Annotated in this window: 11 protein-coding genes and 1 pseudogene; 5 read left to right on the top strand and 7 right to left on the bottom strand. The window is 71.9% G+C overall.

The window, feature by feature from the left end; all coding sequences use genetic code 11:
- Nucleotides 1-132 precede the first annotated feature (132 nt).
- Nucleotides 133-1,068, bottom strand: coding sequence for a LysR family transcriptional regulator (locus tag ABD378_RS32355; protein ID WP_344526729.1), 936 nt, complete (start codon nt 1,066-1,068; stop codon nt 133-135).
- A 150-nt stretch (nt 1,069-1,218) separates the two neighbouring features.
- On the opposite strand from ABD378_RS32355, the gene ABD378_RS32350 reads away from it, so the two are divergent.
- Nucleotides 1,219-2,469, top strand: coding sequence for an MFS transporter (locus tag ABD378_RS32350; protein WP_344526727.1), 1,251 nt, complete (start codon nt 1,219-1,221; stop codon nt 2,467-2,469).
- Between the two features lie 18 nt (nt 2,470-2,487).
- On the opposite strand, the gene ABD378_RS32345 is transcribed toward ABD378_RS32350, so the two are convergent.
- The gene (locus tag ABD378_RS32345) at nt 2,488-3,141 is read right to left on the bottom strand and encodes a DUF305 domain-containing protein (RefSeq protein WP_344526725.1); all 654 of its coding nucleotides are present in this window, start codon (nt 3,139-3,141) and stop codon (nt 2,488-2,490) included.
- Nucleotides 3,142-3,317: 176 nt separating this feature from the next.
- Between ABD378_RS32345 and ABD378_RS32340 the strand changes: the two genes are divergently transcribed.
- On the top strand, nt 3,318-4,820 hold the full coding sequence (locus ABD378_RS32340) for an LVIVD repeat-containing protein (protein ID WP_344526723.1): 1,503 nt from the start codon (nt 3,318-3,320) through the stop codon (nt 4,818-4,820).
- Here ABD378_RS32340 and ABD378_RS32335 read toward each other — a convergent pair.
- Nucleotides 4,808-5,500, bottom strand: coding sequence for a TetR/AcrR family transcriptional regulator (locus tag ABD378_RS32335; protein WP_344526721.1), 693 nt, complete (start codon nt 5,498-5,500; stop codon nt 4,808-4,810). The two genes, ABD378_RS32340 and ABD378_RS32335, sit on opposite strands and share 13 nt — an antisense overlap.
- A gap of 192 nt (nt 5,501-5,692) precedes the next feature.
- Between ABD378_RS32335 and ABD378_RS32330 the strand changes: the two genes are divergently transcribed.
- Both ABD378_RS32330 and ABD378_RS32325 read left to right on the top strand, forming a co-directional pair.
- On the top strand, nt 5,693-5,938 hold the full coding sequence (locus ABD378_RS32330; protein WP_344526719.1) for a DUF2630 family protein: 246 nt from the start codon (nt 5,693-5,695) through the stop codon (nt 5,936-5,938).
- Nucleotides 5,939-5,986: 48 nt separating this feature from the next.
- Entirely contained in the window at nt 5,987-6,409 is a 423-nt protein-coding gene (locus ABD378_RS32325) for a (4Fe-4S)-binding protein (protein WP_344526717.1), read from the top strand.
- 19 nt (nt 6,410-6,428) lie between these two features.
- Here the strand turns inward: ABD378_RS32325 and ABD378_RS32320 are convergent, their stop codons facing one another.
- The 4 genes from ABD378_RS32320 to ABD378_RS32305 form a co-directional block, all read right to left on the bottom strand.
- Complete coding sequence (locus ABD378_RS32320; protein ID WP_344526715.1) at nt 6,429-7,130, bottom strand: HAD family hydrolase; 702 nt, start codon at nt 7,128-7,130, stop codon at nt 6,429-6,431.
- Nucleotides 7,131-7,293: 163 nt separating this feature from the next.
- Nucleotides 7,294-7,992, bottom strand: coding sequence for a phosphatase PAP2 family protein (locus ABD378_RS32315; protein ID WP_344526713.1), 699 nt, complete (start codon nt 7,990-7,992; stop codon nt 7,294-7,296).
- 95 nt (nt 7,993-8,087) lie between these two features.
- Nucleotides 8,088-9,023: a M56 family metallopeptidase gene (locus ABD378_RS32310; RefSeq protein ID WP_344526711.1), complete on the bottom strand. Its 936-nt coding sequence runs from the start codon at nt 9,021-9,023 to the stop codon at nt 8,088-8,090.
- 135 nt (nt 9,024-9,158) lie between these two features.
- A complete protein-coding gene (locus ABD378_RS32305) occupies nt 9,159-9,722 on the bottom strand; it encodes a DUF5134 domain-containing protein (protein WP_344526709.1) in 564 nt (187 codons plus the stop codon).
- Between the two features lie 157 nt (nt 9,723-9,879).
- Here ABD378_RS32305 and ABD378_RS32300 point away from each other — a divergent pair.
- A pseudogene (locus ABD378_RS32300) lies at nt 9,880-10,510 on the top strand (FUSC family protein); the annotation flags it as partial.

The following is a 10,510-nucleotide window of genomic DNA, read 5'->3' as shown; positions in this document are numbered from 1 at the left end:
GCGGGCGCCCTGCCCCCGCGCCACAACCGCCGCTGAGCGCTCCGCTCCGCGGGAAGTGCCGCCAGGTGCTGTCGCTGGCTGCGGCCGCGTCGTGGCTGGTCGCGCAGTTCCCCGCGCCCCTTCGGAGCGCGCTCACCACGCCCAGGTGGGCGTCCATGTCTCGGCGGTCCCGGCGTCGCGGCCGGACCGCTCGGCGGCGAGGTGGTCGCGCAGGGCGGCGAGCGCGGGGTGCGGGTTGTCGCCGCGCCAGATCAGCGAGTGCGGGTAGACCGGCGTCGGGTCGACCATCGCGATGCGTCGCAGGTCGTCGTCGGCGGGCCAGATGAGGCGGGTCTGCTCGCCGACGAAGGTCGCGAGCGTCGGGGACCCGGCGATCGTGTCGAGGAGCGGCTCGGTCCCGAAGTCGGGTCCTGTCGCCTCGATGGTGATCCCGAACGCGGCGGCGAGCGCCTCGTAGTAGGCGGCCCACTCGGTCCCGGCGATGATGCCGGGCATCCAGATCCTGTGCCCGGCAAGTTGCGCGGGGGTCACCGCGCGGGCGGCCGCGAACGCGTGCGCCGGTCCGGCGAGGAGCTGCACGGGCTCGTCGTACACCCGGGCGGCCTCGATCCCCTCGGGCAGCTGCCGCGCCGGCAGGGTGAGGGCACGGAAGGACGCGTCGATCGTGCCCGACCGGACGGCGGTCAGGGCGGCGTCGGCGTCGAAGAGCGTCACGACGTCGAGCTCGGTGCCGGGATGCGCCCGGTGGAAGCCGCTCAGGAGCCCCGCGGGCGCGAGCCGCCGCCCGATCACGTCGACGCGCAGCGCCCGGCGGCCGGGCCGCACTGACGCGGCCGCCCGCTCCTCGGCACGCAGGAGGTCACGGGCGTGCGGCAGGAACGCCTGCCCGTCGACGGTGAGCCGGGCCCCGCGCGCGGACCGGGTGAACAGCCGCACCCCCAGGTCCTTCTCCAGCGCGGCGACGCGCTTGGATACGGCCTGCTGGGTCACCGCGAGCACGGCCGCGGCCTCCCGGAACTGACCGGCGTCCGCGACGGCGACGAAGGTGCGCACGGCATGAAGATCCACGCCGCTCATCCTAGGAGCACCCGCGGAGTACAACCTGTGGTTGTGGCTTCCTGCGCGCTGCGGTTGTTTGACCTGCGGACCTGTCGCCGGTTTGGATGCCGCAGGTCGAGTTGGGTCTGTTCGAGCGTGAGGCGAGGGGTGGCACCGGGCATGGAGGCCAGGCGGTCCCTCGGGCGGCAGTTCGGATGGCTGTGGGCGGCCTACACGGTCAGTGCGTTCGGCACGCGGCTCGCCTTCGACGCCTTCCCCCTGATCGCGCTCCTGGCCCTGGACGCCGGCCCGACCGAGGTGTCGGTCCTGGCGGCGGCGGGGCTCGCGGTGGGCGCCGTGGTGGCGGTGCCGCTGGGGCCGTGGGTGGAGTTCCGCCGCAAGCGGTCGGTGATGATCGCGATGGACCTGGTCCGGTGCGCGGCGCTGCTCAGCATCCCCGCCGCGTACGCGCTAGGTCTGCTCGGCTTCGGCCAGCTCCTGGCCGTGGCGGTCGTCGTCGGCGCGGCCGACATCGCCTTCAGTTCGGCGAGCGGTGCCTGCCTCAAGGCGCTCGTACGGCCGGAAGACCTGCTTGTCGCCAACGGGCGCCTGGAGTCCACGAGTTGGACCGCCCTGGTGCTCGGTCCCCCGCTGGGCGGGGCCGCGATCGGGCTCTTCGGCCCGGTGATGACGGTGGTGGCCGACGCGGTCAGCTATCTGCTCTCGGCCCTGGGGGTCCGCGCGATCGGCGGCAAGGAGCCGCACCCCGAGCGCACCGGGCCGCCGACCCGGTTCCGTGCGGGCGATCTGCTCGACGGCTGGCGCTACATCCTGGCGGGCCCGGCGCTGCGCCCGCTGTTCTTCAACACGCTCCTGAACAACGGCCTGATCATGGCGACGTCGCCCCTGCTTGTCGTCCTGATGGTCGGCGAACTCGGCTTCGCGCCCTGGCAGTACGGCCTGGCCTTCGCCGCGCCCTGCATCGGCGGGCTGATCGGCTCGCGGCTCGCCCGGCCGCTCGTCGAGCGGTTCGGGCGTCACCGGGTCCTGCTCACCGCCGGGACGCTGCGGGCGTGCTGGCTCCTCGGCCTTGCCTTCATCGGCCCCGGTGTCGCCGGGCTCGTGCTCGTCATCGTCGTCGAGTTCGGCCTGATCACCTGCTCGGGCGTGTTCAACCCGGTGTTCGCGACCTACCGGCTCGACCACACACCGGCGGACCGCGTCGCCCGCACCTTGTCGGCGTGGTCGGTCACCAGCAAGCTCAGCATCGCGGCCATGACCGGTCTCTGGGGCCTGCTGGCGGCCGCCACCGGACCGCGCACCGCCATCGGGATCGCCGGGGTCCTCATCCTCGCCACCCCGCTGCTGCTGCCGCGACACGACCACGCGCCGCACGACGAGCGGGACGCCGCCGCCCGGACCGGCGGCTGACGCCCCGCGCCGCGCGGCTCACATCTTGCGCATCCTGGTGATCTCCGCCGTCTGCTGCGCGATCACGTCGTTCGCCATCTCCTCGACCTGGATGTTGTTGCCGTCGGAGAGCACATCCGTCGCCATCGTGACCGCGCCGTTGTGGTGAGTGATCATCAGCTTCAGGAAGAGTTCGTCGAACGTCTTCCCCTGCGCGGCACGCAGCTGCTTCAGCTGTCCGTCCGTGGCCATGCCCGGCATCGTCCCGTGGTCGTGGTCGGGCTGCTTCTTCGCGCCCCCGTGGTTCTTGAGCCAGCCCTTCATGGCGCCGATCTCCGGGCGCTGCGCCGCCGAGATGCGGTCGGCAAGGCGCTTGACCTTCGTGGACTCGGCGCGCTTCGGGGCGAGTCCGGTCATCTTCAGGGCCTGGGCGTGGTGCGTGATCATCATCTGGGTGTAGGTGAAGTCCGCCGAGTTGGGGGTGTCGTCGTCGGTTCTCTTCTTGGCCGCGTCCTCGGCGGACATCGTGGCGGCCGTCTCACCCGGTTTGCCGGGAGCGATCACCGAGGGCCCGGGCGCGGCCTTCTTGTCCGGTTCCGAACCGGCGCCGGAGCTTCCGGAATCGCAGGCGCCGAGCGCCAGAACGGCGGCCGTGAGGAACACGGCGATGGCGGGCGTACGACGGTGGTGCACGGCTGCCTCCTGTGGCGCGCGGGGGAGTTGGGGACCGTCCTAGCACGCTTACGGGCGTGAATGATCAAAAACTTTCATTACAGGTGCGTTGCCATCTATTGATCTGTGCATGAGGAGCACGATACTGCGGGGTGTCGTGAACCGTTCAACTGCGAACGGTGACTAGGGAGGACGCAGTGACCCTGTTGAACAACCCCCGAACCCGGCGCAGACGCTTCGGCGTCGGCGCGGCCGCGCTCGGTCTGATCGCCGCGCTGTTCAGCGCGGCGCCCGCCGGAGCGACGCCCGACCCGGGCGACTCGCCGGCCGCGCCCAAGAGTGTGTCCAAGAGCGATGCCGCCGACGCGAAGGCGGCCATCAAGAGCGGGCAGATACCCGCGCCCGACGAGATCGTGCACTCGGACAACATCAAGCATCTCGCCAACATCCCCAAGGACGCGCTGCCGGGTACCAACTCCGACCTCGCATTCCAGGGGAAGTACGCCTTCGCGGGCAATTACGACGGCTTCCGCATCTTCGACATCAGCAACCCCAAGAAGCCGCGGACCGTCTCTCAAGTCCTGTGCCCCGGCTCCCAGAACGACATCTCCGTCTCCGGGAACCTGCTCTTCCTCTCCACCGACTCCTCGCGCAGCGACAACTCCTGCAGCAGCACCACGCAGCCCGCGACGGAGAAGGCCTCGTGGGAGGGCATGAAGGTCTTCGACATCAGCGACAAGGCCAACCCGAAGTACGTCTCCGCCGTCGAGACCGCCTGCGGCTCGCACACGCACACGCTGGTGCCGGAGAAGCGCGACGTCTACGTGTACGTCTCCTCGTACTCCCCGAGCGCGACGTTCCCGGACTGCCAGCCTCCGCACGATGGCATCTCCATCATCAAGGTGCCCCGCAAGGCCCCGCAGAAGGCGGCGGTCGTCGACTTCCCCGTCCTTTTCCCGGGTGAGGGCCCTGACGGCGGCGGCAACCCGGGCGGTCCCACCAACCCCGGCGTCTCGAAGACCACCGGCTGCCACGACATCACCGTGCTGCCCTCCAAGGACCTGGCCGCCGGCGCCTGCATGGGCGACGGCATCCTCTTCTCCATCAAGAACCCGGAGAAGCCCAAGGTCATCGACCAGGTCCAGGACAACAAGAACTTCGCGTTCTGGCACTCGGCGACCTTCAACCAGAAGGCCAACAAGGTCGTCTTCACCGACGAGCTGGGCGGCGGCGGCGCCGCCACCTGTGACGAGGCCACCGGACCGGAGCGCGGCGCCAACGGCATCTACGACGTCACAGGCAAGGGCGACAAGCGCAAGCTGGTCTTCAAGAGCTACTACAAGATCCCGCGTCACCAGGCCGCGACCGAGAACTGCGTGGCCCACAACGGCTCGCTGATCCCGGTCAAGGGCAAGGACCTGATGGTCCAGGCGTGGTACCAGGGCGGCGTCTCCGTCTGGGACTTCACCAACTCCTCGAAGCCGAAGGAGATCGGCTACTTCGAGCGCGGTCCTCTCAGCGCGGACACGCTCCAGACCGGCGGCTCGTGGTCGGCGTACTACTACAACGGCTACGTCTACTCGAACGACATCGCCAAGGGCTTCGACGTCCTGAAGATCGACGACAAGCGGACGGCTCCTGCCGAGCGCGTCCGCATGCGAGAGCTCAACGTCCAGACCCAGCCGGACTACTTCGACTGACTGGGCCGCTGAGCGGAACGCTGAGTGGGCCGCGTCTCCTGCGCGGCCTGATCGTCGGCTCGCGTATGTGTCCCGCCGGGCGGATCCCCGCCCGGCGGGACCCCGAGCTCCCACGCGAGCCCGTACCGCTGGAACAGCTCGGCCCGCAGTGCGCACGCCGGCATCGGCGCTCCCGGAAGCAGCACGGCGAAGACCGCGCCCATCAACAGGGCGCGCAGCAGCGGATATTCGGTGTCCACGTCGGGCGAGCCATGGCGTACGACGGTGTCGCGGAGCAGCTCCGCGAGGTGCTGCTGCTCCGGGCAGCGCACGAACCCGTCCGCCTGGAGGATCCCCGCCATGTGCGTGCGCATGAGGACGGGATGGTCCCGGGCCAGGCCCAGGATCGCGTCGATGGCGCGGGCCAGGAGTTCGTCGCCGTCCGTCGTCCGCGGCTCCCGTTCGAGCGCCGCCTCGAGCGTGCGGTGCATCAGGCGGTGCACCGCCGACTGCAGGAGCTGGCGCTTGCCGGGGAAGTAGTACGACACCAGGCCGCGGGCCGAGCCCGCGCGGTCGGCGATGTCGCCGAGCGTCGTCGCCTCATAGCCACGCTCGCTCACCAGCTCGACCGTGGCCTGCAGGAGCCGTTCCCTGGAACGCCTTCGCAGCTCTTCATTGACCGATGCGCTACGCGGGGACATCCTGTAACTCCTGCGTTGACTGGCTGGGAGCCAGTATACTCAGCGTGTCTCGGACCAAGACCCCCAGTGGGCCTTTCTTGGTCCGGTGTGACCTGGGGCAGGCAACACCGCGGGGGAGTGTTGCCTGCTCACAGGTGCCGATCGGCCGAACCCTCCTTAGAGTGGGCCGGGGGGCCGAGGAGGCGTACTGAGATGGATCAAGAGCAGATTCTGGCCCGGATCTCGTCGATGGTCGACGACGAGCGGACGCTGCGGGACTCCCTGGCATCGGGAGCGATCGACGAGGCGACGGAGCGCGCGAGGCTCGGCGTGCTCGAGCGTGAACTGGACCAGTGCTGGGACCTGCTGCGCCAGCGGCGCGCGAAGGCCGAGTTCGGCGAGAACCCGGACGAGGCGCGGGTGCGTCCTGCGGCCGAGGTCGAGGGCTACCGCTCATGACCCGCCCCGCACCGAAGCCATCAGCCGTACCGCAGGCCGAGGAGCCGCATGGGCGCCGAGCTGGGCAAGCCGTATCGAGGACGGCGCATCACCGTCACCTTCGACGGGCGTCGGTGTCTGCACGCCGCGGAGTGCGTACGCGGGCTGCCCCAGGTCTTCGACACCGGGCGCCGCCCCTGGATCTCCCCCGACGCGGCCTCCGCGGACGAAGTCGCCGCTGTGGTGCGCCGCTGCCCGTCGGGGGCGCTGCAGTACGAGACGGCCGACGGGGCGACGGAGCAGCCGGACGCCCCCACCACCGTGGAGCGCGGTGGAGACGGCACGCTCGTCCTCCGCGGTGATCTGCGGATCACAGGGGCGGACGGCGCGGCGGTGCGGGAGACGCGCGTGATGCTGTGCGGCTGCGGCGCGAGCGGGAACCAGCCGTACTGCGATCACGCGGGCCCCTGCGGGACGCCCGGCGACGTCTGACACCTCGGCCACGGTCGACTCAGTCACGGTCGACGAGACCGAGGACGCGGCGCAGTGCGTCCGGCCGCCGGTCCACGGGCAGGTGGTCCACGAAGTGCACGGCGCAGCCGAGCGCGGCGGCGCCGGCGTCCGCGTGCCGGTCGTCGCCGACCATGAGGGCATCCGCCGGATCGACGCCGATGGCCTCGCAGGCGCGGGCGAACAGGCGCGGGTCCGGCTTCTGGATGTCGTGCTCGTACGACAGGGCGTACGCGTCGACGTACGGGTCCAGGCCGTGGGCGCGGAAGACGGGCCGCAGATCCCAGCCGATGTTGCTGACCACCGCGACGCGGACGCCCCGTTCACGCAGCCCGCCGAGCACCTCGGCGGCATCGGCATAGGGGCGCCAGGCCTCCGGGCTCATGTGGCGTTCGTACAGGGCGTCGTGCAGGTGTGGATCGGGCAGCGTGACCTCGCGTGACAGGCCCGTGAACGCGGCGCGGTGCTGTGCGGCGCTGCGGTCGCGCTCGGCCCACAGCTCGGTGAGGCGGGCGGGCACGACGGTGGGACGCGCCCCGCCGGGCAGCGCGCCCGCTCGCTCCAGTCCGACCGCCAGCCGCTCGAACTCCGCGGCGGGCAACGGCAGCCGGGCCTCTTGGAGCACCGCACGCAGCCAGGCCGCGGTGGACTCGATGCGGAACAGGGTCCCGGAGAAGTCGAAGAGCGCGCCCTTGATCGTCATGGCAAGGATCCTCCGGGACCGGCCGACGGACGGTCAAGTGCGCTCGGGCGCAGGCGCGTTGTGCGGTCTCGGCGGTGCGGGTGTCTGGCCGGTGGAGCGTGAGGGGGCCTCTTTCGCGTGGGCGTCGGGCGGCCGGGCGGGCGCGTGCCCGGGCGGGAGTCCGTTATGTGGTCTCGGTGGTGCGGGTGCCCGGTCGGTAGGCGTACGTGGCGATCGTGAGCGCCACGATCAGTGCGCCCAGGAGCCAGCCGCCGACGACGTCCGACGGCCAGTGCACGCCGTTCCAGATCCGGGTCACGCCGACCCCGACCACGGAGACCACGGCGATCGTCAGCCCCGCGCGCCAGACGGCGGGCCCGACGTCGTACGTACGGAGCAGCCACAGGAGCAGCCCGCAGGCGACCGTCGCCGTCATGGCGTGCCCCGAGGGGAAGGCCGCGAAGTGCGCGGAGTCCACCGGGTCCGGCCACGTCGGGCGCGGCTTGTCGACCGCGGCCTTGAGCCCCTGCTGCACCGCGGTGCCCACCGCACAGGCGGCGGCGATCCACAGCGCGAGCCAGTACGCCCCGCGGAAGAAGAGCCACACCACGGTCACGGTGCACAGCGCGCGCATCGTCCATGGATCCCACACCCAGTCGGTCAGGATGCGGCTCGCGTGGGTGAGACCGTCGTGCGCCACGGCCCAGCGGTGCGTGGCGCGCGCGATGTCGCCGTCGAGGGTGCCTAGCGGGCCCCACTCCAGCTCGACCAGGAGGATCAGCAGGAGCGAGGGGACACTCAGGAGCGCGGCGACGCGCACGGCGCGGGAGTTGCGCGGACGGGGCGGGCTGGGCGGCGAGTCCAGTGGTGTGGCGGGGTGCATGAAGAGATCCTCGCCGAAGGAGGGTGCCGGGGGCCATCCCGGGGCGCGCTCCCGTGGGGCCGCTCCCGGTGGCGTCCTTCTCCGGCGGCGGGACACTATCCCAGCGCGCGCAGCCCAGGCACGAACGTCACCAGGAGCGGAACCACCGGCACCAGCGCCGCGGCAGCCGTCAGCCTCAGCCGCCGCCCCGCGGTGAGCCGCGGCCGTGCGGACAGCAGCCGGTGCACCCGCTGCGGCACGTGCGCCTGGGGGCTCGGGCAGGGGCCGAACACGCCCCGGTCCTCGTTGAGCTCGACCAGCGCGAGGGCGATCGTCAGCCGCCCGAAGCGCCGCGAGGCCACGTCGTCGGCGGCCAGCTCGACCAGGCGGTGCATCTCGCCCCGGAACGCGGCGAAGACCGGCACCTGCGGGAACCCGGTGGCCAGCGCGCCCGAGCAGTGCAGGAGCCAGTCGTGCCGCGCCTGTGCGTGCCCCTGCTCATGGGCGAGCACGGCATCCAGCTGACGGCCCTTCAGGCGGCGCAACGCGGCGGTGGTGATGACCAGTTGGGGCGCCGCGCCCGGCAGCCACCAGGCATCGGGGCGCTCGCCCTCCAGGACGACGAGCCGGTCGGCGCCGGGTTCCTCTCCGGGCAACAGGGGTGCGCGCAGGAGGAGTTCGGTACGTCCCTTGCGGCGCCTTGCCCGCGCCCGGGCGATCTCCCGGGTCAGCATCGCGGCGGTCCACACGCCGCCCAGGGCCAGCGCGGCGGCGGTCGCGGGCGCCCAGACGCCGCCCGCCCCGAGGGCGTACGCGTCGACCACATCATGCGGCGCGGGCGCGAACACATGGCCGCGCACGGCCTGCCACGCGGCGGCGGCGCTCAGCGTCATCGACAGGGCGCAGCACATGAGCACACCCGCCACGACGCACTGCCACGCCCACAGCGCGACCACCGGTTCGCGCTCCGGCCAGTCGGCGCGCGCGAGGAGACGCGGGGCGACGACGGCGGCGAGGGCGCCCAGCAGCAACAGCGCAACGGGGAGCAACATGTGTCAAGACTATGAGGGCGGCGCTGTCGGAGGGTATGGCCTATCGCCTCAAGTGACGCACGCCACGGCCGATCGCGGGATATCACCCCTTACGGCGCCGCGGGACCCCCGTGCCCAGGTCCCCCCAGGTCCTCGCTACAGCGTCAGCAGCATCGCGATCATGGCGATCCCCATGGACAGCCTGCACACCATCGCAAGCTCCGTGCGGTCGGCCCACCCCGTGACGGCGGTGCCGCCACCTCCCTCCGCCGCCGCGAGGGTCGGCACGGGCAGGAGGCGGACCCCCGACCAGAGCACGTATCCGGCGAAGTACAGCAGCAGGGCTCCGGTGAGCGCCGGTGTGCCCCCGCCGCCGTGGCCCGCGTGCGCGGTGGGGGCCGCAGCCATGGCCACCGCCATGTAGACCATGGCGCAGGCGCCGACCAGGTGATGCAGGTGGTGTCGGTTCCGCCGGGCCGACCAGAGCGCGCGCAGCGCCGCCGCGCCGAACACGGCCGCGTACCCGAGCCAGGCCCACCGCGGCGGGGTCAGCACGGCTGCGGGCAGGGCCATCAACGCCATCCCGAATCCCATGAGCGCCTCGCCGCCGGCCGCCCGGCGCTGTTCCTCGATCCTGCTGCGCATCCGCAGCAGACAGTAGGACCCGGTCGCCGCGCACAGCGCGACGAGCAGCCAGCCGGCCTGCGCCGGTCCGTGCACCGCACACCTCCCCGATCGACGGTGTCGTCGGGTCGATGCCCTCGCACGGGGCCTCGTATGCGAGCGCACGGGTGTACGCGGGGAGCGCGGAGGGGAGCGGAGGGGCTTCGGTGGCGGGAAATCGTTTTCGAGTAAAACACTTGCTAAGGTTCTAGGTATGAGCAGTACGCCGCCCTCTTCGACCCGCCCATCGAGCCCCTCCCGTGTCCGCCGACTCTCGGTCCGCCGACTCCCCCTCGCCGGTGTGCTGCGTCCGGGAAAGCCGTCCGACATCTGGTTCAAGCCCGCGTCGAGCGTGGTCGTCGCCACCGCGATACCGAATCTGACGCTCCTCGCGATCGGCCGCCTCGACCTCGTCATGTACACGATGGCGGGATCGTTCTGCGCCCTCTACACCCACAACCTGCCGTACGCCGCGCGGGCCCGCGCCCTCGCCGGGGTCGTCATCGGGATGCTGGCCAGCGTCGGCGTCGCCATGGTCGCCGCCTCGCTCACCACGTCGGCGGCGGTGCTCGTGGCGGTCGGGGCGCTGCTCGCCGCCGCGCAGAAGACGCTCTGCGACGCGACCCGCATCGGCCCGCCCGGCCACCTCATCTTCACGTTCATCAGCTCCGCCACGCTGTTCGCTCCGCAGGCCATCGGGCAGGTCCCCGGTCACCTCGCCCTGACGCTCGGCGCGGGCGCCGTGGCCTGGCTCGTCGGCATGGCCCCCGCCCTGGTGCGGCCGCACGGCCCTGAGCGCAGGGCCACCGCGCGGGCCCTGCACGCGGCGGCCGCGTACGCCGAAG

This window comes from Streptomyces rectiviolaceus, from assembly GCF_039533825.1.
In the GTDB taxonomy this organism is placed as follows: Bacteria; Actinomycetota; Actinomycetes; order Streptomycetales; family Streptomycetaceae; genus Streptomyces; species Streptomyces rectiviolaceus.
This window is presented reverse-complemented; position numbering and strand designations above follow the sequence as displayed.

Coding starts and splice junctions, on each gene's coding strand:
- ABD378_RS32350 (WP_344526727.1), top strand. CDS start 1,219: ATGGAGGCCAGGCGGTCCCTCGGGCGGCAGTTCGGATGGCTGTGGGCG.
- ABD378_RS32335 (WP_344526721.1), bottom strand. CDS start 5,500: ATGTCCCCGCGTAGCGCATCGGTCAATGAAGAGCTGCGAAGGCGTTCC.
- ABD378_RS32330 (WP_344526719.1), top strand. CDS start 5,693: ATGGATCAAGAGCAGATTCTGGCCCGGATCTCGTCGATGGTCGACGAC.
- ABD378_RS32325 (WP_344526717.1), top strand. CDS start 5,987: ATGGGCGCCGAGCTGGGCAAGCCGTATCGAGGACGGCGCATCACCGTC.
- ABD378_RS32320 (WP_344526715.1), bottom strand. CDS start 7,130: ATGACGATCAAGGGCGCGCTCTTCGACTTCTCCGGGACCCTGTTCCGC.
- ABD378_RS32315 (WP_344526713.1), bottom strand. CDS start 7,992: ATGCACCCCGCCACACCACTGGACTCGCCGCCCAGCCCGCCCCGTCCG.
- ABD378_RS32310 (WP_344526711.1), bottom strand. CDS start 9,023: ATGTTGCTCCCCGTTGCGCTGTTGCTGCTGGGCGCCCTCGCCGCCGTC.